Here is a 25,089-nt window from a genome sequence, read left to right on the forward strand (position 1 = left end):
TGCTTATGATTTGCAGATGGTGATAAACATAAGGAGATACTAAAATTTGGTTTCCGAAGAATTATTAAAGCATCCTCAATAATATTACATCAATATTATTAGAGCGATATTTAAAAGAGACTGCCATAATGAATTAAGAGTAATATTTATAATGTCAATTTCTTTAATAATAAAAAAGGCGTATGTTTAAAGAAAAAAATTCTATTTTATTTATAATATAAGGAATATTCATCAATGACGATTACGCATTTAAATTACAAAATTATTGTATTAGAAGCCATTAAAAGACAGATTATTGTCATTAACCCTAATGATTATTCAACAAATATACTTATTGAAGATAAATCAGGAACTCCAGATGGTCTTGTATTTAATCCAAATGACCAGCTACTCTATTGGACGAATATGGGGGCAGATTACGATGCTTGGGACGGCTATATTCAACATTGTACTTTGGATGGCAAAGATAGAGGTATTACGGTTAAAATGGGAGAGACCCATACTCCTAAACAAATCCAATTAGATCATCGAACAAACACTTTATATTGGTGTGATCGTGAGGGTATGAAAATTGAACGCTGTCATATTGAAACGGGTAAGGTCGAATTTTTGCTAGATACACACGAAATGTATTTAGATGAAGATAATAAAAACAGACATTGCGTTGGGATAGCATTGGATATTCTAAATAACCGCATCTTTTGGACAATGAAAGGCCCACCCAAAGGTGGAACAGGTCGTTTACTTTGCGCGCCTTTTGATTTTAAAGATAAGCAGGCTGTTATCGACCCATCTCAGATTAATGTCGTTTATGATCACCTACCAGAACCGATTGATTTAGAAATAGATTATAAAAATGACTATCTTTATTGGTCAGATAGAGGCGCAGAACCTGATGGAAATTCTCTAAATAGATTGCAACTATCAACCTTAAGTAAAAAAGAAGTCGTTATTCGTGGGTTTGATGAAACAATAGGTTTTACAGTTGATGCAGATCATCAACTTGCTTTTGTTGCTGATAAGATGGGGCATGTGTATCAAGCCGACCTGCAAACAAAAGAGAAAAAGGTGATATTTACATCAGAAAACGGTGGGTTCACGGGGTTGATTAAAGTAAGTGATAAGAGTTGATATTTATATAAAAAATAAAATACGGAACCTAAGTTAATGACAATATTATTAAAAGATATTTGGAATATAGAAAAGACTTCCGATTATAAAATACATTTTGCTCGCTATGGTGGATATTCGCAACCTCTTGATGTGTTTGTTCGTAATTGTAATGAATGGCAAGGTTGGCAAGAGTATAAACCAAAAAGAAATGATTTTAATCAACAATTTATTTTTTCATTAATGCACTTTTATCATGAATCCGAGAGTTGGTTATTTGGTGGTATTTATGAAGTTTTAGAACGACATAATGATTGTTACTCTGTTCAGTTGACTAAACAAAAGAGAGAATTTATAGGGCGTTTAAAAATAAGATCTGATTATAAACAACGTGCGACCAGAACACGTATGGAGCCTTATTATTCAGCTTTTGAGGTTAAAGAAATCTTAGCAGAAATTTATAACGGTAGAAAGTTTCCTGGATATGATGCAGTACATTTATCTTTTGAAGAATTAGAGGCTTTAATAAGTATAGATCAGACAAACTGGAAAACTGCATTAGAAAATATTAAGGGTATATATTTAATTACAGATATATCTAATGGAAAACATTATGTTGGTTCTGCGTATGGAAATCAAGGAATATGGTCACGGTGGAAAACTTATACTATAACAGGACATGGTGGAAATAAGGGAATTAATGAGTATTTGGAAAAAAAAGGGTTAGAGTATTGTAGAAAAAATTTTTACTTTACGTTGCTGGAACATTATTTTTCTAAAATATCTGATGATCAAATTATTAGTAGGGAGCGTTTTTGGAAAGATGTTTTGGTATCTAGAAAATTAGAAGGGTTAAATAGAAATTAATTTTCTAAAATATTTTATTATTTTTAAAAGAAAATCCTTGCAAAAAAGATCATTTTACGGCAAATAGAAGAAGCGTTTGTGCGCCTGTAGCTCAACTGGTTAGAGCCGGCCGCTCATAACGGTCTGGTTGCAGGTTCAAGTCCTGCCGGGCGCAGACGCTTTTTATATCTATTATTTCGCCTGAAGCAAAAATTAGGCGGGCAATTTCCCCCTATATTATATGTTTGATGGATTTGTGAAGGAGCTTCTCGACGATGGCTGGGCCTCAGTATGTTTATGTAATGAAAGATTTGACCAAGGCTTTTCCTGGTGGGCGTGAAGTCTTTAAAGGGATTACTTTATCCTTTTTACCTGGGGTAAAAATTGGTGTTCTTGGGGTAAATGGTGCGGGTAAATCAACCCTTTTAAAAATCATTGCAGGCAAAGATAAAGAGTTCGGTGGGGAAGCTTGGGCTGCCGATGGAATCAAGGTGGGGTATCTGGAACAAGAACCTCAACTTGATAACACCAAAAATGTTGGTGAAAATGTTGCTGAAGGTTTTGGTCCTCTGAAAAAGGCCGTCGATCGTTTTAATGAAATCTCTATGAAGTTCGCAGAGCCCATGGATGATGATGAGATGACAACACTCCTTGCGGAACAAGCAGAATTACAAGAAATCATTGATGCAGGGAATGGTTGGGATTTAGACCGTCAAATTGAAATTGCGTTGGATGCACTGCGTTGCCCACCTGCTGATATGAATGTTGAGAAACTTTCTGGGGGTGAGCGTCGCCGCGTTGCTTTATGTCGTTTGTTGCTTGAAAAGCCAGATATTTTATTACTTGATGAACCAACCAACCATTTGGATGCAGAAAGTGTTGCTTGGCTTGAACAAACCTTACGTGAATATACAGGCACAGTGATCTTAATTACCCATGATCGTTATTTCTTGGATAATGTGACAAACTGGATTTTAGAGCTTGAACGCGGACGTGGGTATCCTTTTGAAGGAAATTATTCTTCATGGTTGGATCAAAAACGTAAACGCTTGGCTCAGGAAGAAAAAGAAGAAAGTGCTCGCCAACGCGCATTGGCGGCTGAACAACAATGGATCAGTGCTTCACCCAAAGCCAGACAAGCTAAAAGCCAAGCTCGTATTGCGAAATACGAAGAAATGCTGGCACAAAGCCAAGAAAAATCTGGTGGTACAGCTGAAATTAATATCGCACCAGGCCCTCGTTTAGGAAGTGTGGTTATTGAAGCTGAAAACCTTGGTAAAGGGTTTAATGATCGTTTATTGATAGAAGGCTTAAACTTTAAGTTGCCACCTGGAGGGATCGTTGGGGTTATTGGACCGAACGGTGCAGGTAAATCAACTTTGTTTAAAATGATTATAGGTAATGAAACACCTGATCAAGGTGAGATCCGTGTTGGTGATACAGTTAAATTGGGATATGTAGATCAGTCTCGTGATGATTTAGACCCCAATAAAACAGTATGGGAAGAAATCTCTGGCGGTACGGATGTGCTTTACTTTGGTAAACGTTCTATTGCATCGCGTGCTTATGTTGGTGCGTTTAACTTTAAAGGGTCTGATCAACAAAAGAAAGTTGGTATCCTTTCTGGTGGTGAGCGTAACCGCGTGCATTTGGCAAAAATGTTGAAAAAAGAAAGCAATGTTCTATTACTTGATGAACCGACCAACGATTTAGATTTGGATACATTGCGCGTATTAGAAGAAGCCCTAGAAGAATTTGCAGGTTGTGCAGTGGTGATCAGCCATGATAGATGGTTCCTTGATCGTTTAGCAACGCACATTCTGGCTTTTGAAGGCGATAGCCACGTTGAATGGTTCCAAGGGAATTTTGAAGCGTATGAAGCAGATAAACGTCGTCGTTTGGGCCCTGATGCAACTGAACCAAGTCGTATTAAATATAAACCTATTTCACGATAGTTTTTTACATAATATTGTGAAATAGATGCACCCATTTCATCATTTAATGAGATGGGTGTTTTTTATTGGTAAGCGTGAATAGATAAGTTTCATGATTTCTTCTTTAATATATACACCTAGATTAATTCTCTCGCCCATAGGATGGGCGGATATTGAAGATGTGACGGCCTTAAAAACAGATAGTCAAGCTTTTGGCCATATGTTGGGAGGGGTTCGTACCTCGTTAAAGGTTGCAATCGAAATGGGTGAGGACACCGTTTATTGGGGGTGTCACCGAATTGGAATGTATGTTGTAAGAGAAAATATTAAATTTGGCCATTCTCGTTTTTTGGGAATAACAGGAATACATAATAGACCTGATGGAAGAGGTTATGCGCTTAGGTTTTCGTTATGGCCATGGGCTCAAGGCAGGGGATATGCTCGTGAAGCTGCTTATGCTGTTTTAACCGAGGCTCATGCACGCGGTCATGATCGTATTGTTGCGGTTGCCAAAGAAGATAATATTCCATCACGTAGAGTATTAGGCGGGATAGGAATGGTTGTTGAGGACGTTTTTTTTCGTCATGAGAATAAAATGATAATGTATGTTAGTACACAAATAACATTATAGTCACAAATTAATTGACATTTATATTTAATAAAAGTCAATCATAAGCCTGTTCAATAAAAGTTTATTATATCTTTAATTTCATATTATGCTAGATATAAAGATGTTATTATATTTCGTTTTATTCTAGTAAACTTTTCTTTAGTTGCTTTAAAATTGATAAACTAAATATATTATTCATTTAAATTTATATTAACAATTTAAAGAAGATAAAGATGTAATTGATGGATCAGTTAAAAAAAAGTGCAAAGCTATTATCTTTATGGCAGGTTGTAATCATCGGGGTTGCGTATTTAACGCCAATGACTGTGTTCGATACTTTTGGTATTGTTTCTGAACGCACAAATGGTCGCGTTCCACTAGCATATCTATTTACGCTAGTAGCCATTTTATTAACAGCAATGAGTTATAGTCGCTTGGCAGCGACCTTTCCAGAATCTGGTTCTGCATTTACATATACCGGTAAAATATGTGGTAAAGAGAGTGGCTTTATTGTTGGGTGGGCGACATTACAGGATTATATGTTGTTACCCATGATTAATGCTTTGTTATCTGGGGCTTATCTTAGCGCATTATTTCCAGATATTCCAACATGGATATTAATTACTGTTTATGTAGCTATCGTTACCTTTATTAATTCTCGTAATGTTAGCCTGCTGGCGAATATGAATTTTATATTTGTCGGGGTTCCTTTGATCTTAACTATTTATTTTATTTATCTAGTTATTCATATTAAGCTGGGTGCTGGTTGGGAGGCTGTGCTGACTGCAAAACCATTATTTAATGGAGATAATAGTATAGGACCATTGGTTGGTGGTGCCGCTGTATTATGTTTCTCTTTTCTTGGGTTTGATGCAGTTTCAACCCTTGCAAGTGAAACAAAAGACTCAAAAACAACGATCCCAAGAGCTATTATGATAACCGTTTTAGCCGGTGGTATTATTTTCTTTATCAGTGCTTGGTTTATTCAATTATACTATCCAACCAATGAATTATTAAAAAATTATAAAGATTCATCTTCGCCTGAAATTGCTTTTTATGTTGGTGGCGCACTTTTTCAAAAATTCTTTATGATTGCAATGTTGGTTAATACCTTTGCATCTGCATTAGCTTCTCATGCAAGTGCAGCAAGATTGCTACATATTATGGGGATTGCTCGGTTTATTCCTGGTCAGATATTTAGATATGTTCATCCCAAATACCACTCTCCATATTTTTGTGTATTATTAGTGGGTTTTTTGTCTTTAGCCGCCATCTTTTGTACTTTGGATACTGCGGTTTCATTTGTTAATTTTGGTGCCATGATTGCTTTTAGTGCAGTTAATATATGTATTTTGGTCATGTTTGCCTATTACAAAAAACAATTCAAAACGGTCAAAGGGTTTACTTTGAATATTATCTTACCTGTGCTTGGATTAACGACAGTTGCCTATATGTGGTTGAACTTACAGATGGATTCCTTTATATTTGGTCTATCATGGACATTTTTGGGATTACTTTATCTTCTTTATTTAAAAAAATATCAAAAAGCACTTTTTGTTAAAGAACAACAATCTTTTTTACAAAAAGAAGAAGATGCCCTTACCCTTTAATCAAAATAAGAAACGAGTTATATTAAATGTCTTCAAAACAAAAAATTGAAAAACCAATATTAATAGATGATGCCTTGATTGTTCCAACGAGTAACACTGATAAACAAGAAGATTGGAACTGGGTTGATGGCGATCAAAAACCTGAACACCCAGCTAATTACTACGAAGCTACTTTATCCACTTGGGCTGGTTTTCCTAAGTTAGAAGAAGAAACAACCTGTGACATTGTTGTGATTGGTGGGGGGTTGCTTGGTTCATCAACTGCATTACATCTTTCAGAATCTGGTGTTGACACAATTTTGTTGGAAAAAAATCGTATTGGTTCTGCGGCATCTGGTCGTAATGGGGGACAATTAACCCCAGGTTTGGCACGTTGGGAAGCAGAAACCATGATCGAAAATTTTGATTATGATGAAGCTTGCCGTTTATGGCGTTTTACATCAATTGAATGTTTTGACTTAATCAGAGAAATTGTAAGTAAATATGATTTATCTGTTGATATGCGAAAAGGCCATTTGACAGCGGCAATTCATCCCGGTCATATTGGTGCATTGGTTAAAGGTGCGGATGCACGTCGACACCTTGGTGATGATTCTGTGACCATGCTTGGTGAATATGAAATCAAGGAACATATCAATTCCGAGATTTATCATGGTGGTGCCTTGGACAGCATGGGTGGTCAAATCCATTCTTTGGCTTTGGTAAGAGGGATGATCTATGGTTTTGTTAAAAATGGGGGACAAGTATATGAAGATAGTGAAGTCCTAGAAATCGAAGAAACCCCAGAAGGAACCAGAGTAAGAACTGAGTCAGGAAGTGTATTAGCCAAAAAAGGTATTGTGCTTGCGGTACATGATTCTACTTTTAAACTTCTTTCAGAATCAGATGCAACCATTCCATTTTATACTTATGTAGCTGTTACCAATCCTGTTGCTGGTGGCACGGAAACATTATTGCCAACAGATATGGCTGTATATGACACACAGTTCCAAATCGATTATTATCGTCCAGTTAAAAAACAAAGAATTTTATTTGGTGGACAAGGGACAGGAACCCGTTGGAATGAAGAAAAGACCATTGCTTATTTAACGTCTCGTTTGGAAACTGTATTTCCAGAAAGAAAAGATTTAAAATTTGAATTTGCTTGGAGCGGTACAACAGATCTGACCTTAAATGGTGCAACTGATTGTCGTAAAATCGAAAAGCAAGTACCGATTTATGCTGTAAATGGATGGAGCGGCCATGGTGTTGCACAGACCGTCCGTATCGGCAAATCTATTCGAGATGATATCTTAAAAAATAATGATGATTTTGCAATGTTAACAGCTATTGAACATCGTTCTATTTTATTAGGAAGACAGCTTTCTCCAGTTGCAATTCCATTGGCTAAATCTTTGTTGGGATTACAAGGTATGATTACCCCTGGTAAGATGATTTCTTTCTAATCAGATATATACCAGCAATAATGAAAGCGGCTTTGTTACTTTTGAAAGAGTAGTTAAGCTGCTTTTTTATTAGCATGTGTTAAAGTGATGGTGATTAGTTTTTAATGTAAAATTTATTTAAAAAGATTAATAAAATGGACATTATTTGTATGTCGTTTGTACTATAATGATGGCAACTACTCTTATCGAACATTTATCATTTGTTTATCCAGAATTACATGTTCCTGCGCCTATTACATAGATGTGAAATAATATAACTGAAATCATAAGATGACTAGATTGATAGGGTTGTATTTAAAATTATTAAGCTGTTCATTATCAGAAATCCATTGGTTATCATAACTTGATAAATAGTTGATAGATAAAGAAATTATTTAAATTTTAACATAATACAAAATAAAAAAGCCCGATCCTATTGAATTACAGGATCGGGTAATTATATATGATTAACGATTTACAGATGAATTAAGAAGCTATTTTTCTTAATTCTTTGCTGAAAGTATCTTTGATATAAGGCCCGCCAGCCAATATATTAATTAGTAATATTCTATTTTCTGAATAGCTAGTATGGATGTTCAAGGTAGCTTCACCTTTTGTCCAACGACAAGGGGATTGTTCAATCACATCCCATCCTGCTAGTTCAGAATTAGATAAGTGATCATTAACTTCATAAATACCATTTTTGTTAATGATAAAGACGCCTCCAATCAATACACCAAGTTCACGACGGTCATCAATAAATGAACCAACAGTTTCACAAGGACGATGAGTGTTTGAAATAAGGTTAACAGTATTCACACCTTCTGGGATGTTAAATACATATTTTCCATTACTGCATGAATGTGGTTGAATAATTGTTCCTAGTTCCGTTGTCAAATATAGGTTTGGATCAGTTGTAAGAGCAAGAGGTTCTGATTGTAATGAAGTATTCATTTTCAAAGCACGTTCGTTGATTTGGTTGTAAATTGGTTCAACAACTTCACGATGTACGGTTAATGGAGCCGCTGCGTCTTTATTCCAGTTCTTTACCTCATTAAATAAAGAAACTACTTTTTGGCCACCAGAGAAAATATTTCTGTTTCCGGTATCTAAATAGCTTTCGGTTAACATTCCATTTGCCCTAATGACAGAATGCTGTTCTGTTTCAATATGATAGTAATCATAAGACGTGATAGAACGATCATAATAAATCGAACGACCATTAACGAGCATACGAGCGGGAATAAAATTACCATCAAAGAATAAACAATGTTCTGGGGTGATGAGTAAATCTTTATTAGGAACATTTTTAGAGATTGCATTTTTCAAAACTCGTACAGGATAGCCTGCAAGATCATCTGACAAGTGTTTTTTAACACTCATATGCTTATGTCCAACCCATATTACAGCAGAGCTAATCGTTTGATTTGTTTTCCAATCGAATGTTTCAACGATTTCACCTGCTTTAATGGTTTCGACAGCTATTAAACCATTCGGGCTTGCAATAGCAGTGCCTGCCAAGAAACAGGTCTCCAAGATTACGTTGCCATCAGAGTTTTCACCAAGTGCATAACCTGTTGTTTTAACATCAGGAATATTCAGAGTAATTGATGAGCCGTCTTTGAGGGTAATGATTATATGATCATTATCATTAAATTTTACACTGGCAACTTCGCTGCGTTGAATATCTTTAAGAGTAATGCTGTCATTACCATCAAAATCATTAATCGTGGAAGTGACCGTGGTTCCTCCTTGAGCTGCTTTTCCTGAAATAACCAGTCCTTTATTCTCTGTTCCAGTCAAAGAAATAATACCACCTGTCTCAGTCGTAATATTAGCCTTGCCACCAGGTTCTAATGTTAATGTTCCAGTTAAATTGTTAGAATTCGTAAACGTTGCAGTAGAAGTAGAATCAACAGAGACATTAGCAACCACTCCATTCGATACGTTTAAAATACTATTATCAATAAGATAAGTATTACCCGTAATTGAACCACTATCTGCTACTTTTAAAGTGACACCTCCAGTAATATAATTATCAGCATAGGTGATACGACCAGGGCCAGTTGTTAGAATCCCAGGAGATGCTGCAGTATCAGGGAATATCAGATTAGCACCATAATAACCTGCCCCAGATGGAAGATAACCAGCTCCAAAACTTGCAACGTGACCAACTAATCCTATCTTATATATACGATCAGCTTCAGTTCCGCCTAGTGGTACAAAAGCATAATACTGACTGTCAGTAGTAGTTACTGTATAAGACCATACATTTAGTGAGTCTACGTAATAACCATCGGTATATTGCTCGCTCTCCCAAGTAATCGCGTTCCCATCTGAATCTGTATTTGCTGTGGGTTGAGCACCATAAGTGCTTATTTCAGATGAGAACGTTATAGGAGCAATAAAACTTTTTGTTTTCAACAAAGATGCTTGTGGAGTAGCACTGGCAGGAGCAAAATAATTTGGATCATTTAATAAAGAATTCAAATCATTTATATTATAATTGCCGGAATTATTTGTATCAGTAGTAGTGCTTGTTGAATGCGATTTATCTTGTTCCGTATTTATTGTTGGAGCAGATTGGTTTTTATCTGGTGTTATTGTTGGAGCAGAATCCGTAGATGCAAATAGTTTAGGATCGTTGAGTAAAGTTAGAATGTTGTCTCTTGCAGAAACATTAATAACAATATCTTGAAGAGCTTCTCTGCCGTTAAGGAAGCCGCCTGTTTTTAGGTTTATTAAACCTATAATAGTGGTAGCATCTGTTGCTAGTAAAAGGGCACCACCAGAGCTTATGGTAGTTGCACCTATACTTCCGCTATTGATGTTTAGAATACCACCATTTGTAATGGTATTATTAGAAATGCTTCCACCATTAACAATGACGATACCTTGTGCGTTAATTGTTGTGCTGTTGACAATGCCGCCAGTGAATATACTAAGGTTCCCACCATTAGCTACGGAGATGCCACTTGCTGTTCCGCCACTGATATAAATAGAGCCTTGGCTAACAACGGAGGCGTTATTAATTTTTCCACCGTTCATTAAGTATTGATAACCACCGTTAACAACGGTATTAACAGCTGATGCACCATTATAGATAAATTCTCTGCCGCCATTGGTAACAGTTGTAGAAACAGCCGCACCAGAGTAAACATTTAACTTTGCACCAGGGATGAAAGTAACGTCTCCATTAATACCACCACCAGCACTGACATTCAAAGTCCCGCCAGATAGCGTAACAGGGCCTGTTCTTCCCCAATCATAAACTGTTAGTTGACCACCAGTGAAAACTTGAGTTCCTGCAGCAGATGCAAAAAGGTTAGGTGTTCCAGCAATAGCTTGTAAGCCACCACTATTGACTCGTGTGGAGTTTGCGATACCACCACCAGAAATGTTCATTACGCCGTTTTGATTAATGGTGGTATTATTTGCAACACCAGCTGATGAAACAGCTTGAGTTCCACCATTAAGAGTAGCATAACTTGTTGTGCCGCCATTATGATTATATAAAAATCCACCATTATTGACAACAGTATTATAAGCAATACCAGTGTCATAAACATGTTGCCAAGCTCCATTATTAACTGTTGCTGCGTAGGTTACTCCTCCCATAGAAGTATCTTGGGTACCACCTGTATTAACAGTTACATTTGAAGCTGCGCCCCCAGAAAATACACGTTGGAACCCACCATTATTAACAACTGTAATGAATGAGGCGCCACCAGCAGAGACTTCTTGAATACCACCTGTATTAACGGTAGCATTTAAAGTTTTTCCTCCAGTGTAAACACGTTGGAAACCAGCATTGTTTACAGTGGCTGCGTTTGCTATCCCTCCATTATAAACTTCTTGGGTCCCACCTGCATTCATAGTGGCATTTGAACCTGTTCCTCCAGTGTAAATGCGTTGTTTACCACCATTTTGAACTGTCGTAACAATGGCAGTACCTCCAGAAATATCTTGGAGACCAGTTACATTGGTATTCCGAGCAACACCACCAGTGAATACCCGTTGACCACCCGCAGCAGCAATTGTTGCGTTATTTGCAAGACCGCCATTTTGGATTTGTTGTCCCCAGCCCCAAAGAACATTAGTGTTATTCGCAACCCCACTAGCACTAACATATTGCACGCCAGTAGAAAGAGTGGTGTAGTTGGCAGTCCCACCAGCAGAGACACTTTGATATCCACCAGTAAGGGTAGCATTATTATCCACACCACCAGCAGAAATAAATTCAAAGCCAGATTTGTCAAGAGTTGTATTGATGGCATAGCCACCAGATAATGTTAAGCTACCATTATTTGCAACGTATGTTCTGTCTGTAGATGCATTATTACCATTTACAACCACTCTACCACCGTTAACGATTGTAATTGCAGCATGAGCATAACCATTAACTAACTGTGTTCCTCCAGCAAATATTGAGGTATTATTAGCAACGCCACCAGACAAATATTGTGTACCATTGTTAATTATTGTGTTATAGGCATAGGTATTATTTTTAATATCTTGTACTGCGTTAACACCATTGACTGTTGTGTTATAAGCGGCACCACCACCAGAAAGTGTTTGTAAGCCGTTTCCAGTGACAAGTGTATTGTAAGTGGTGCCACCTCCATCAATAAATTGTCCCCCTTGCAAAATTGTTGTATTATACGTTTTTGCGCCATTGACATATTCTATAACGGTGTGGCCCAGTCTATCTGGGGGGGCATTTACAACAGTATTAGAGGTTGTTCCCCCAGCTGCAACGTATAACACACCACCATTAATTCTGGCATTATAAGATATTCCACCATTATTGATTATCAGGAATGCGCTATAGTTTGTGCCTATGTTATTTGCAACGCCATTAATGGTTACGCCATAACCAGTTTTTACATTTTGATTGTAGAGAGTGCGTCCTCTAGCTACAACTCCCCCTTGTATATATCTATTTTGCCACCAAATCCAATCAGCCATTATCGTTACCTTTAAGTAATTTATATATGAATAATATTATTTATTGTGGTTAATTTTTATTTTTGAATTAGTTTTTAATTAATTCTATTCATTATTTATATAATCATTATTTATTATTTATATATTACTTATACAATACTTGTATTTACTTTCCAAAATTAAAACTTAACAATTTCATAATATAAACGAAATAATAGAAGAGTCAAAACAAATTTAAAAAAAATATAATTTTAATTGTATTTTGATTTAAAAAAGATTCTAAAAGAAAAAAAATAGCCTTAATATATACATGCTCATCTTAAAATCTCAATTTAAATCTTTTGAATATATAATTTGATAATGTAATATATTTGTAATTAATTATTGTTATTTGTTTATTTTTAATTCAAAATTAATTCAAAAATAAATCTATGAAAACTATATAAATTTGCTGATGATATATTTTTAACAAAAAAGATTAATTCCTTATTATTTGTTATTTTTTTTATTTTATTACTGGTTACATATCAAAAAAAAATTACGATATAGTTTATTATTTTATGTGATAAAGACTTGAAATCGGAATAAAAATAACCCGAATAAAGTGTTTTCTTCTCGTAGTATTATGGTTTTTATAACAGGTATAAATAATTTATTGACATCAATAATGGTTAAATAAGATAATCAATAAATATTCATAAATGATGACAGGAATTCGTTATGTCTGGTATTATCTCAATGATAGAAAATAATGAGAAAAATAAAAAAGAGACCGTTGCGACAACTATTCGAATGACAGAAGAAGTTGCTTCCCAAATTGAAGGGTTAGTAGATTATTTAGAGACTTCTAAAAACGAGGTTATGGTTAACTTATTAAAAACAGGGTTAGAGCAGGCATATCAATATATTGATGATATGGATAGCGATCCTTTGGAAATAGATACAGATGGAACACGTTATTTTTTATTGAATACGAACAAAGGTAATAATATTGCTGATCATGTTCGTATGATTGATGAAGAACGTATAGAAGCATTTTGTTCTCCTTGGAAAGATGAAATAAAAAAAATAAAAAAAGATGATATTGTTTTTATGTATGCTAATGGTGAAGGGATCATCGCGTATGGCAAAGCAACTGGTATTGTCAAAAATGGTTACCGTTACGATGATCCTAAGCAAGATGCAAGTTGTTATCAATATTTAAATGATTTTAAAAAAATCGCTAAACCTATAAAAGCATCTGAAATTTATAAAATTTTGGGGAAAAAAATTCCATTTCTAAAAACTTTATTTCCTTTAAAACAAGGTGAAAAGCTTTTAAAAACGATTAAAAAATAGCAATTTTGCTCTATTTAATAAATATTATTTAGTTTTATAATTATAAGGCATAAAGATTTTACTCTTTTGTCGCCTTCAATATTTACGTTTTATTACGCTGGACAATAATTAGTATTTATATTGTAAATTACTGCCCAGTTATTTTAATCAAATCATTTTGAAAAGATCTATTTAAGATTCTAAAGTTCTACGGGGTTTTGCTCCGCTGATACCATAGTATAAAATATATATATAACAAAGAAGAGGTAATAAGAACGCATGGTGTAACCCAATGCTATCAGCGATAAATCCTTGAGCAAATGGAATAACAGCACCACCGACTATGGCCATAACAATCAGACTGGATGCTTGTTCGGTCAACGATCCCATTCCTGTAAGGGCCAAAGAGAAAATTGTTGGGAACATAATAGAGTTAAATAAACCAATAGAGATGATAGAGTATACAGCTATATCTCCGGAAGATGTCATTGTTGTAATTAACAAACCTAGGTTAACAATGGCACAAATTGAAAGCAATTTACGAGGAGATAACTTAACCATTAATGCAGAACCAATTAGGCGGCCAATCATGGCACCACCCCAAAAGAATGCTACATATTGAGCGGCAACTTGTTCTGTCATGCGACCAATATCTGGCAATGTCAGATAGTTTATCATAAAACTGCCAACGGATACTTCAGCCCCTACATAAAAGAAGATACCAACAGCCCCAAGGACAGCGTGCGAATATTGGAAAACATCTTTAAGAGAGTGGGGATTATCTTTATTGGTTTGTTTTTGTTCACGGTTTTCAGGAAGTTTAAAAATAGCGACAAAACCCGCGAGTAATAATAGAATAATCCCTAAAATCGCATAAGGTTTTTGTACTGATTTTGCTTGATCATCCCGATAGGCTTGCATTTTTTGTTTAACTTCAGGACTCAGCTCCAATTTTAGCTTTTGAAGCATCACAGTTTTTTCACTGCTTAATGCAGTAGTCACTAGATTATCCATAGATTGAACAAGTACATCTGCTGGTAATTGATCTAATTGTTCAGGTGAGATGTTACTAAGGATAAAGAGTTTTTGATCTGCTGGTGTATCACTTAAAACTGTTCCTAAGATTTCAGGGGGGAGGCGCTTTGCTTGTTCTAATAAAAGCTCATTAGGAAGTTTATTAAAGATAAAAGGTGGAATATTTTTTAATGCATAAGCAATATTTTCAGGTTTTGCCTGTGCTAATGCAGATTGGATTTCTGTAATAGGTTTATTTTCAAGAGTGGATATTAATTGAACAGTTTCAGGGGCTGTTGCAACGTCTTTGGGTAAGGTATAAGAGGCACCAACAAGAATTAAAATACCACCAATATAAGGAGCAACTGTCGTTCCTAAAGAGTTTAATGCTTGAGCCAAGTTCAGTCGACTGGAACTTGTTTTTTGAGGGCCTAGTAAGGTTACATAAGGGTTGGCTGCGACTTGTAAAATGGTAATCCCAGTTGCAAGAATAAAAAGAGCCAATAAGAAAATATAGTAATTGGAGGAAATAGCAGCAGGCCAAAATCCAAAAGCACCAATGGCAGCAATGATTAGGCCTGTAACTATTCCTTTTTTATATCCCAGTGAGGAAACAATTTTCCCTCCGGGGATAGACATTAAAAAATAAGCTCCAAAGAAGGTAAACTGAATTAACATTGCTTGTGCATAGTTTAGTTCAAATACAGTTTTTAAATGCGGAATTAAAATATCATTTAAGCAGGTTAAAAAGCCCCACATAAAAAAAACAGTTGTCATGACACTGAGTGCGATGGGGTAATAGGTAAATGAATTTTTCTGCGCCTCTGTTTGATTAGAGGTCATTTGTGAAGGGTTGCTCATAATAGTCCTATTTTTATATTCTAATAAAATCGGATAGTGAAATTTGCTGAATATATTTAAAGTTATGTTCAGCAAAATAAAATATAACTATAGGAGAGCATAAAAGCACAAAAATAAAAAGTGTTTTATATAATTCAATGATGTTTTTTTTGTGAAGGGAATGCGATTAATCTTATCTTATGATCCATTGCTTGCGATCGGGATTTCGTTTTTCCCAGCCTCTTTGCTCTAATTCTGGGGTTTCATATTGGAATTGGGGATAACCAACGCATAAATAGGCAATGAACGTCCAATGATCAGGGACGCTTAAAATAGTTTTTACTTTTTGAGGAGGTAGGATGGAAACCCATCCTACACCAATATTATGAGCTCTTGCGGCCAACCAAAAGCTAAAAATTGACATCACAGTTGAATATGCTGTGGTTTCAGGCATTGTATGTCTGCCCAAGCCTTTTCCTTGAGCTGGATTTTCTTCTGAAAAGACGGCTATATGGTGAGGAGCCTCATTTAAACCCGATAATTTTAAGTTTGAATAAAGTTGTTGTTGTTCAGAAGCATATTGTTGTGCAGCTTGTTCGTTACATGTTTTAAAGAGTGTATAAATTTCTTGACGCAGTTTTTGTGTTTCAACCTTTATATAATGCCATGGTTCGCTGAGCCCCACAGATGGAGCCATACATGCAATAGAGAGGAGTTGATCTAATAATGTATCTTCTACAGGCGTAGTTTGAAAATGTCTTACGTCTCTGCGCCAGGAAAATAGCTTGTTTAACTCTTGAATAAAATCTTCGGAAAATTGAGGAGGGGACATTTGATCTCTCTTTCAATATTTAAAAAAAAGCCAGGAAAACTAGTTTCCTGGCTTTTGACTATAATGACATTTATTAAGTAATCTTTTATGGGTGTTTTGCAATTTGACGCTTTAGGGCATCAATTAATGCGGATACACTATTACCGTGTCTGGCAATGAAAGAGGTATAATCACCTCTTTGTGTTACAGATAAAGAAGCGTTTTCACCGATTATATCAACGACTTTTGGTGTGCCACTTTCTGTACTAATAATCCATTGTATTGATACATCAGGTTGCTTAGGACGGTGAAGAATGGTTTCAATAGAAAACTTGTTGCCTTCAGTTTTTGAAACTTTACCTATATTAAAAGAAACACCTTTATATTCACCTAAACGATCTGTGATAGAGTTAATCAAAACTTGATGAAAAAGTTCAACATATTCTTTTTGCTGTGCTGGTGTTGCTGTACGCCAGAAACGACCTAGGCAAAATTTAGCAATAATATCTACATCAACGTCTTGATTAAGAAGGGTTAAAAATTTATCTTTTTTCTCTTTTGCTGACATGTCGCTATTAACAACGCCAACCATTGTATCCCCAGTATTTTTAAGCCATTTGCTTAGCTGAGCACTTGTATAGGTTGTTTGTGCTTGGGCAGTGGAAATACCAAAGTGAGAACCAGCAACGATATTGCCTGATAACAGCATGCCAGTAACTGCAACTGCAGAAAAAAGAAAACGACAAGAGGTAGTCTTCATTAATACAATCCCTAACTTATTTAATATACCATGCTGGAGTTGTTGCTCTATGATCATTAATCAGCTCTTTGATTTCAGCACTTTGTTGTTGTTGATATGCACTACGAATCGTTGCATAAGGATCCAAAGAATCTCTTTGTAACTGATCCATTGCATCAAGATAGTCAGCTCTAGAGCTTATCACACCTAGTATATTATACGCCCAGTTAAAAGTAATCAAGCCATAACCTCTTGGTACATAGTTAAATGGCTGTAAACCAACGGCAATTACCTTGCCAGCAGCGTCACGGAAATTGGATGGCCCCATAAACGGCACGAATAAATATGGACCAGATTTAATCCCCCAAGAAGCTAATGTCATCCCAGGTGTTGTGTCGTGATGTTCGTATCCTACCATTGAAGCGACATCAATAAATCCACCTACGCCAGCAACCATGTTAATGCACCATCTGGCAAAAGTATCACCAGCGCGTCTTGGTTTACCTGCACCGACATCAGAGAAGAACACAACAGGTTCATTCATTGTTGTAATCATATTGCTTAATGATTTACGAACCACTTTGGGGACTGCCCATACATACGCTTTGGAAACAGGGCGCATTGTATATTTATCTACTTTAACGGTGAAATCGTACATTGGACGATTAAGGGGTTCGTATTTATCGTTATTACGTTTATACTCAGCTAGTGCCTCTGGATCCTTGGGGACAGGTGCAGTGCAAGCCGTAGCAAAAATACTGAGACCAACAGTTAATGTGAGATATGAGAGACGACGCATTTTTTGATTTTTCTTTGTTTGAGGTTTCAAAGAATAAGAAGTGTTGTCGTGATTCAAATTCATTTTGCCCCTCAAGTGACTTAAAATTAATTCCACTGTTTTATAAAATAGATGAGGAAATATCTCAAATATTATTTAAAATATATTGATATTTAGTCATCGCACAGAATGCGTTTTGACCATAGCAGATTCATTTCTAAACAACAGAGAAAAGGTTATTAACAGAATAAAAAATCACCGTATCTTTATAGAATGTTGTAATAAAATCACAATATTTCGGGTCAAATACGGGCAAACTATGGTAAGTTTAAAAAGGCAAATAGAGGGTATTTTTCGTGGAATTATAAACCACGATTGCGTTTAATATAATCCCAAGCAGCATTAATTTTCACAATTTGAATAGCAGAGTCTGCCATTTGTTTTTTTGAAGCACCCTTGGCTGCCATCACATCTGGGTGGTGTTCTCTGACTAGCTTGCGCCATTGATTGCGAATTTCCTCGTCAGTGGCATCGCTGTGGATTCCCAAAGCTTCATATGGGTTAGGTTCATTAGTAACACTGCGTGGATTTCCTCCATTAAATGCATATTCCCATGCGGAAGGAGGCAATTCAAAAATTTTATGAATATGGCGTAAGATTTTTTCTTCTTGGGTATGCAAAGCAGTTGAGGGCTCTTGATCAGCACGGGCAATTGTGAAAAGCAAAATTAACAGATTTTCAAGTTTGTTTTTCTCATCTTTAAAAGCGATAGCCAGCTCTTCAGCAAATTTGTAATAGTCATCAGTGCGCACACGAGCTTGATCAAATAATTTTCCAACAGCTTCTTGTTGTTGAGGAGGAACTATGAAAAAACGTTTAAAAGCATCAATTTCTTTACGATTAACAGGGCCGTCACATCTTGCAATTTTAGCAGATAGAATAATCATACATAGTGCTAAGGCCTGATCTTTTTTCCCAGTATTAACAGCCATCTTAACAGCAATATAACTGGCAGCGCCCATAAAATCAGGAGACACTTTACGCTTCCATTGCTCTGCCCATCCTCCAGGAGGAGGGTTTAACAGCGTTTTTTTATCTGCGGCATGCCCTAATGCTGCACCCAGCAAGGCACCCATTGGTCCACCTGTAGCAAAACCTGCGACTGTACCAAAAATTTTTCCAAAAAAGGCCATATTTCCATCGATAAAAATTATAAGCTGATATGTAATTCTACTATTTTTAAGGCAAAAGGCAATTGATTTATCATTTAGTCAGTATTGAGGTCGATTTTAATGCTTCTAACCGTAATGCAGAAGAAAGTGGACGGTCAGGAGGTCTGTGAGTATCAACATGCGTTATGAATGAGGTAAGAGATTGCTGTTTTTGCAAAGCAATTTGCTCTAGAATTTTCCAGAATTCTTGTTCAAGAGCAACGCTGGTTTGATGTCCTGATAAGCGTAAACTACGTTTTTGTAAATAAGGATTGGTCATGTTTTAAACTGTTCAATGGCCCAATTGGCTGTTTCTTGGATAACGGGATTATCATGATGTTCCCATAGCTGGGCTGAATCTAATAAAGATCTCTCCCTTGAATTACCAATAGCAATTAAGATATTACGGATAAAGCGTAAATGTCCGATACGTTTTACAGGAGATCCTGCAAAAAACTGTCGAAATTCTTCTTCTGTAAAAAGTGCGAAATCTTGTAATAAAGGGTGATTAAGCTCTTGGCGAGCTTTTAATTTAATATGCCGACTATTCTTTGCAAAATGATTCCAAGGGCATACAGCCAAGCAATCATCACACCCATAAATACGATTACCAATCGCTTTTCTGTATTCTAGGGGAATACTGCCACTATATTCAATAGTCAGATAAGAAATACAGCGCGTTGCGTCAAGTTGAAAAGGGGCTGGGAAGGCATCAGTAGGACAGGCTTGCAAACACTGGCTACAACTGCCGCAATGATTTTTAGAGGTTACAGTTTCAGGGAGCTGTAAAGTGGTTAATATTTCACCTAAGAAAAGCCAGCTGCCAAACTGCCGTGAAACCAAGTTAGTATGTTTCCCTTGCCAACCTAAACCTGCTTGTTGTGCAAGAGGTTTTTCCATGATGGGGGCTGTATCAACAAAGACTTTGACTTGATCCGTTGGGGTTAATAAGGGTTTAGCTTCTTTAATAATGTATTGTGCCAGATGTTTTAACCATCCTTTGATCATATCATGATAGTCTCTGTGCCTCGCATAAACCGAGACATTGGCTATATTTGGACTCTGAAGATTCAATAAGGGATCAATATCAGGACCATAATTTACCCCTAAAACAATAGCTGATTTAACTTCTGGCCATAAATGATCAGGACTAGAGCGTTGATACGCACGATCTTTTAACCATCCCATATCGCCATGACGTTCTTTGTCAATAAATTCGCGAAGCTGTTGTGCTTTTTCTAGCGGGAGTTGTGCTTTGCAAATACCAAACTGATCAAACCCCAGTTCAAAAGCTTTCTGTTGAAGAAGGTTGGTAAACGATACAGGGAACATCACGATAATTAATAGTTTTACTTTAAGGTTTAAGTAGGAAAAGAATTTTATGGATTTAAAGTCAAACTATCAGAATTTAAGCGCAAAGAAAAATAAAAGATTAAGTATGTTTTATTGAAACTGCATTTAAAACAAATATATTATTAATTACTATTAAGTATAATATACTGATTTAATAGTTTCTTTTCTCAAGATGTTTTATTATCAAAACCAAAGGAATATAACAAGGATGAAGGCTTTTCATTTTATCCCTGCACTAGCAATGACAGCATTAATTGCTGGATGTTCACCAAGCACACCTTTATCTTTTAATCAACTAGGCGACTTCAGTGCTTACCCTTTAAATCAACAGACTTATCGTATTGCTTATACGGCTAATGATGATATCTCTTATTCTGCGGCACAGAATATTACACTTATCAAAGCTGCACAAACAACTATTCAAAATGGTTATAAATATTTTATCGTAATGAATAGTGTTAATAATGTTCATAAACAGCCGCAAAAAGAAGTCACCTATACTGATGGGTTTGGTGGTGGATATTGGGGTAGCGGGCCTGGCTATTGGGGGCCAACGGGTCCTTGGGGGCCTGTAGGTTGGAATGATCCATTTTATGGTGTTCCTCAGGTAGTTACCACTGGTCCAGCAGAAATCGCTTATAATATTCAATGTTATCCAAATGAGCAAACAGCCCCAAAAAATGCTTATAATGCTTCTTTGATTTTACAAACAATTGGTCAAAAATATGGTGTTAGCCCAACGGGCCAAGTCATTATTCAACAACCTGATCAACAAAAATGATCTAAATGGTGAAGAATAGTTTTTCAAATTAAGAAACTATTCTTTACCATACCATTGGATATTCAACGGCAACTCTCAGTTGATGTGTATCAAGTTCAGCTTGAGATCTATTAGCCTGATGAATACTGTGTCGGGCGGTAATATTTAATTTTTTTGCCCAGCCTTTAGGAACAGTATATTTTGCCAATAATTCATGCTCCCAATGTTTACCATTTTTTCCATATCCTAACCAATAATAGGCGCTGCTTTGATTCATTTTTGTACCATCAATTCCCGTTCCCTTGATAAAGGCAGAGCTTAACGACAGACCCTTGATACCGAAAAAGGAAAAGTCAATTTCGTAACTGACTTGCCAAGATTGCTCATGTGGACCATTAAAATCGGATAATTGTGTCGCATTTGGTAACCAAATGGCACCTCTTGTTACATAATCAAAGGGTGTATTGCCATGAATTTTTTGATAGGCAGTCGAAAATTTATGTGCGCCTATTTGATAGGTTGCAGCTAGACCTCCTGTATTATTATTGATTTTTCCTGCATAGGATTTGCCTATATTTTGGCTGTGATAGAATTGAAAGTCCAAGATGATTTTTTGTTGATGAGGAAAATGATGTTGATAATTGCTGTTTATATAATAAGTCAACCAACTATTATGATATCGTCCAATATAAGAAGTTAAAGAAAGATCCTTAACTCCTGTAAAGGTTCCCCCCATAAAATCAAAAGATTTTCCTTTTCGAAAGGAAGGGTTAAGATAGTTTACAATCAGATCATTGTGATTTGATGTCGCATTACGATCCGCATTGGCTGTAAAGTGACCTATTTGTATGGTAAGCTTTTTTATTTCGTTACTTGTTATCAAAAGTCCAGTTGATGTTTCTGGTAGTAACCTTGTGTCAGATGAGCTGAATATCGGTGTTTTAGGACGCATAATACCATATTTTGCAACGGTGGAATGTAGCTGTATCTTAGCAGCCCCGCCTGTACGATTATAAAAATTTTGTACGCTGCCATCATCATTCTTACGTAATAAGCGAATACGCCCTGTGCGTCCTTTTGCTTGTAACTTTAATCCTGTATAGCTTTGGGCATTAATACCAAATCCTATCAATCCTGGGGTAAAGCCAGATTCAAAACTTGCCATTAATCCATATCCCCATTCTGTTGCATAATTGGGGGAAGTTTTTACGTCTGGATATTTTCTTGTATCATATACCGTGCGATTAATAATAGATGTCACGCTATCAGCCCAAAAACCATGTTTTTCTTCTGCCTTGGTTTCGTTACAATAAGCACAGTTACATCCCAAAGAATGTAAAATCAGAAAGGGTGGGACTAATATTTTTTTTGTATGTTTTATCATCATATCAGGTTCTGTTCGGTGCTATAAATATTTTAGCCAAGTAATATGTTTATGGTTAGCTTTATATTTCGAAAAGAAACAAACGAACGGATATAGTATGAGAATTAAAAAGAACCAACAAGCCCATAGTTGCCAGACTTCATTAAAACCAAAATAGTCTCCTTTGTTTTTTCCAAATTGATATATAGCCCCCAAATACAATAATTTTAAAATAAATAAATGAATAATATAAAAGAATAACGGAACGCTGCCAAAGATCGCTGCATAACTCAATAAAAAAGAATGTTGGTAGCGTTCAAGCAAAGAAAGTAAAAAGAAACCGATACTTAAAGTGATTAAAAGAAATAAGAAAGAGGGTGGATATTTGGTAACATTAAAAAAACTCATGACTGTTTCAACAGGTGAGTCGCCATAAAACCAAGGGTGATCGCCATAAAGATTGATCATTCTGATAATGATAAAAGAAGTTAAAAGAGTTAAAGCTGTAATTTTTACATATTTTTGACGTTGTTTCGGTGGAAAAGAGGGGTTAAACCATGATCCACAATAATAACCAACAGAAATAACACCGATCCACGGTAGAACAGGATATGTTGTGCGAAATTGTATGATATTACTGATACTGATCCACACACGATCATGAATTACTGCCCATGGAATATACAACGCTGATTCATTTGAAAAATGAATATTGTCCAATAGATTATGTCCAGCAATAATAATGATTGCTAAGGTGAATAGCATCTTTCTGGGCAGCCAGATGAGTGCGGATAGAGAAATCATGCTTAATCCTATAGCCCAAATAACTTGTAAAAAGAGCCTATGCGGTGGGAATTCAAATGTCCAAGCAAAATTGATAATTGTGATTTCTAATATAACAAGGAATGACCCACGAATGAGCAAAAAACGACTAACTTCACTTTTATGTTGTTGTTTTTGTCCATATAAATAGGCAGATAAACCCGTCAAAAATACAAAAATAGGTGCACATATATGTGCAAGGGATCGGCTGATATATAAATCCAAAGGCGTTGTTGAAATATTCATAGGATCAGAGACTTGCAGATGCAGAAAAAAAGTTTCCCTGATATGATCAATAATCATAATGAGAATGACAATACCCCGTAATATGTCAATGGATTTAAGGCGTTGTGATATCGATTGAACCGATTGAGCGGATTTTGTCATTTTATCTTTAAACATACCCAACATATTTCTTTTTAAAATCAAACACTGAAGGTCCTTCACTATATTCGTCAACATCTGGAGCGTTGAGATCATTAGGTGTATCAGGATCAGATATAATCTATTTTACACTTTTAAACAAAATAACAATATGATCCTTTAAAGAACAGAAATTTTATTAACCCCAACGATTTGAATGCATTGATTTCCTGTGCATACTGCTTTCTTAATGCTTTGGTTGTCTCTAATATTTGACTATAAAATATCAATAAAGCGAAAGTGATAATGGTATTTATATTGTAAGAGTTTTTTTTAATTACTATTTTCAAGGAGATGATTATATAGTTTCATAGAAATAGAAACAATTTGTTTACGAGAAAAAACATGATGAGCTTGATGATAGACGGCATTTTAATAGGTGTTGGTGCGACCGTTATGATGGATATTTGGGATATTGTTTTTGGTTCTTTACCAGGACAGTCAAAGTCTAATTGGGCACCAGTAGGGCGGTGGGTTTGGCATTTAAAAGAAGGTATCGTTTTTCATCAAAATATCGATGATGCAAAACCTTATGAACATGAATTAGCGCTGGGTTGGATTTTTCATTATATAGTTGGCATTTTATATGGCGTTCTTTTTGCACTTTATGTTGGCACGGGATGGTTTGCCTATCCAACATTTTTACCAACTTGGGTTTGGGGAATGATTACCATAGGAGCAGGGTGGTTTTTATTGCAACCAGGTCTGGGTATTGGTGTTGCGGCTTCTCAATTGTCCAATGCATGGACAGTGCGTATTTTAAATATTGTTGCGCATAGCTTTTTTGCGCTCGGAATGTATGGAACAGCGTTGTTGTTGAGATAGTATTTAGGTTTACAAGAACGAAATAACTGTATGTTTCTAACAATATTTTCATTGTTTGCTTAATAATTTTTACAAAGAGTCTAAGAAATGAACGGTAATGACGATCTTCAACAAGATGCAAATACATGGTTTAATTTAGGCCTTTTTTATTTTAAGGAAAATAATCTATCGAAGGCGCGTGAGTGTTGGGAAGTGATTACTCGGGAAGATGATCCGAAAGCATATGTAAGCGCACGATTAAATTTAGGCCTTTCTTATTTTGATGAAGGTAATTTATCGCAGGCGCGTGAGTGTTGGGAAGTGATTACTCGGGAAGATGATCCGAAAGCATATGTAAGCGCACGATTATATT

Annotated in this window: 20 protein-coding genes and 1 tRNA gene; 11 read left to right on the plus strand and 10 right to left on the minus strand. The window is 35.9% G+C overall.

What is annotated here, in order from left to right; genetic code table 11:
• Positions 1-234 precede the first annotated feature (234 nt).
• From QMN76_RS07805 to QMN76_RS07835, 7 genes are all read left to right on the plus strand, one after another.
• Entirely contained in the window at positions 235-1,131 is an 897-nt protein-coding gene (locus tag QMN76_RS07805) for a hypothetical protein (RefSeq protein WP_282023319.1), read from the plus strand.
• A gap of 36 nt (positions 1,132-1,167) precedes the next feature.
• Entirely contained in the window at positions 1,168-1,977 is an 810-nt protein-coding gene (locus tag QMN76_RS07810; RefSeq protein WP_282023317.1) for a GIY-YIG nuclease family protein, read from the plus strand.
• Positions 1,978-2,057: 80 nt separating this feature from the next.
• Positions 2,058-2,131: transfer RNA gene (locus QMN76_RS07815), tRNA-Ile, on the plus strand.
• A gap of 100 nt (positions 2,132-2,231) precedes the next feature.
• Positions 2,232-3,911 carry an energy-dependent translational throttle protein EttA gene (gene ettA / locus QMN76_RS07820; RefSeq protein ID WP_034337876.1) on the plus strand — a complete coding sequence of 560 codons (1,680 nt, stop codon included), beginning with the start codon at positions 2,232-2,234 and terminating at the stop codon, positions 3,909-3,911.
• 91 nt (positions 3,912-4,002) lie between these two features.
• Positions 4,003-4,521 (plus strand): GNAT family N-acetyltransferase, encoded by a 519-nt coding sequence (locus tag QMN76_RS07825; protein WP_282023316.1) that lies wholly within the window; start codon positions 4,003-4,005, stop codon positions 4,519-4,521.
• Between the two features lie 221 nt (positions 4,522-4,742).
• Positions 4,743-6,110, plus strand: coding sequence for an APC family permease (locus QMN76_RS07830; protein ID WP_282023314.1), 1,368 nt, complete (start codon positions 4,743-4,745; stop codon positions 6,108-6,110).
• A 26-nt stretch (positions 6,111-6,136) separates the two neighbouring features.
• Positions 6,137-7,555, plus strand: coding sequence for an NAD(P)/FAD-dependent oxidoreductase (locus QMN76_RS07835; protein ID WP_282023313.1), 1,419 nt, complete (start codon positions 6,137-6,139; stop codon positions 7,553-7,555).
• A 465-nt stretch (positions 7,556-8,020) separates the two neighbouring features.
• On the opposite strand, the gene QMN76_RS07840 is transcribed toward QMN76_RS07835, so the two are convergent.
• Positions 8,021-12,502: a Hint domain-containing protein gene (locus QMN76_RS07840; protein ID WP_282065949.1), complete on the minus strand. Its 4,482-nt coding sequence runs from the start codon at positions 12,500-12,502 to the stop codon at positions 8,021-8,023.
• A gap of 699 nt (positions 12,503-13,201) precedes the next feature.
• On the opposite strand from QMN76_RS07840, the gene QMN76_RS07845 reads away from it, so the two are divergent.
• Complete coding sequence (locus tag QMN76_RS07845; RefSeq protein ID WP_034337861.1) at positions 13,202-13,819, plus strand: hypothetical protein; 618 nt, start codon at positions 13,202-13,204, stop codon at positions 13,817-13,819.
• Positions 13,820-13,990: 171 nt separating this feature from the next.
• Here the strand turns inward: QMN76_RS07845 and gluP are convergent, their stop codons facing one another.
• From gluP to queG, 7 genes are all read right to left on the minus strand, one after another.
• A complete protein-coding gene (gene gluP, locus QMN76_RS07850; protein WP_282023311.1) occupies positions 13,991-15,673 on the minus strand; it encodes a glucose/galactose MFS transporter in 1,683 nt (560 codons plus the stop codon).
• Positions 15,674-15,845: 172 nt separating this feature from the next.
• The gene (gene bluB / locus QMN76_RS07855; protein WP_282023309.1) at positions 15,846-16,484 is read right to left on the minus strand and encodes a 5,6-dimethylbenzimidazole synthase; all 639 of its coding nucleotides are present in this window, start codon (positions 16,482-16,484) and stop codon (positions 15,846-15,848) included.
• An 85-nt stretch (positions 16,485-16,569) separates the two neighbouring features.
• Positions 16,570-17,223 (minus strand): MlaC/ttg2D family ABC transporter substrate-binding protein, encoded by a 654-nt coding sequence (locus QMN76_RS07860; protein ID WP_282023308.1) that lies wholly within the window; start codon positions 17,221-17,223, stop codon positions 16,570-16,572.
• Positions 17,224-17,239: 16 nt separating this feature from the next.
• Complete coding sequence (locus tag QMN76_RS07865) at positions 17,240-18,064, minus strand: MlaA family lipoprotein (protein ID WP_084051516.1); 825 nt, start codon at positions 18,062-18,064, stop codon at positions 17,240-17,242.
• Positions 18,065-18,342: 278 nt separating this feature from the next.
• Positions 18,343-19,173 (minus strand): TerB family tellurite resistance protein, encoded by an 831-nt coding sequence (locus tag QMN76_RS07870; protein ID WP_034337857.1) that lies wholly within the window; start codon positions 19,171-19,173, stop codon positions 18,343-18,345.
• Positions 19,174-19,243: 70 nt separating this feature from the next.
• Positions 19,244-19,471: a ribbon-helix-helix domain-containing protein gene (locus QMN76_RS07875; protein WP_034337856.1), complete on the minus strand. Its 228-nt coding sequence runs from the start codon at positions 19,469-19,471 to the stop codon at positions 19,244-19,246.
• On the minus strand, positions 19,468-20,523 hold the full coding sequence (gene queG, locus QMN76_RS07880) for a tRNA epoxyqueuosine(34) reductase QueG (RefSeq protein ID WP_282023587.1): 1,056 nt from the start codon (positions 20,521-20,523) through the stop codon (positions 19,468-19,470). Before queG ends, QMN76_RS07875 begins: the two co-directional genes overlap by 4 nt.
• 229 nt (positions 20,524-20,752) lie before the next feature.
• Between queG and QMN76_RS07885 the strand changes: the two genes are divergently transcribed.
• Entirely contained in the window at positions 20,753-21,325 is a 573-nt protein-coding gene (locus QMN76_RS07885; RefSeq protein ID WP_282023306.1) for a CC0125/CC1285 family lipoprotein, read from the plus strand.
• A 43-nt stretch (positions 21,326-21,368) separates the two neighbouring features.
• On the opposite strand, the gene QMN76_RS07890 is transcribed toward QMN76_RS07885, so the two are convergent.
• Positions 21,369-22,691 carry an OprD family outer membrane porin gene (locus QMN76_RS07890; RefSeq protein ID WP_282023305.1) on the minus strand — a complete coding sequence of 441 codons (1,323 nt, stop codon included), beginning with the start codon at positions 22,689-22,691 and terminating at the stop codon, positions 21,369-21,371.
• Positions 22,692-22,709: 18 nt separating this feature from the next.
• Entirely contained in the window at positions 22,710-23,876 is a 1,167-nt protein-coding gene (locus QMN76_RS07895) for an acetyltransferase domain-containing protein (RefSeq protein WP_282023304.1), read from the minus strand.
• A 381-nt stretch (positions 23,877-24,257) separates the two neighbouring features.
• Here QMN76_RS07895 and QMN76_RS07900 point away from each other — a divergent pair, with 381 nt between their 5' ends.
• On the plus strand, positions 24,258-24,737 hold the full coding sequence (locus QMN76_RS07900) for a DUF2938 domain-containing protein (protein ID WP_034337849.1): 480 nt from the start codon (positions 24,258-24,260) through the stop codon (positions 24,735-24,737).
• An 87-nt stretch (positions 24,738-24,824) separates the two neighbouring features.
• Positions 24,825-25,089, plus strand: a 265-nt coding sequence (locus tag QMN76_RS07905; protein ID WP_282065950.1) for a tetratricopeptide repeat protein, incomplete at its 3' end; no start/stop codon positions are given.

This window comes from Commensalibacter papalotli (ex Botero et al. 2024), assembly GCF_947179115.1.
In the GTDB taxonomy this organism is placed as follows: Bacteria; Pseudomonadota; Alphaproteobacteria; order Acetobacterales; family Acetobacteraceae; genus Commensalibacter; species Commensalibacter papalotli.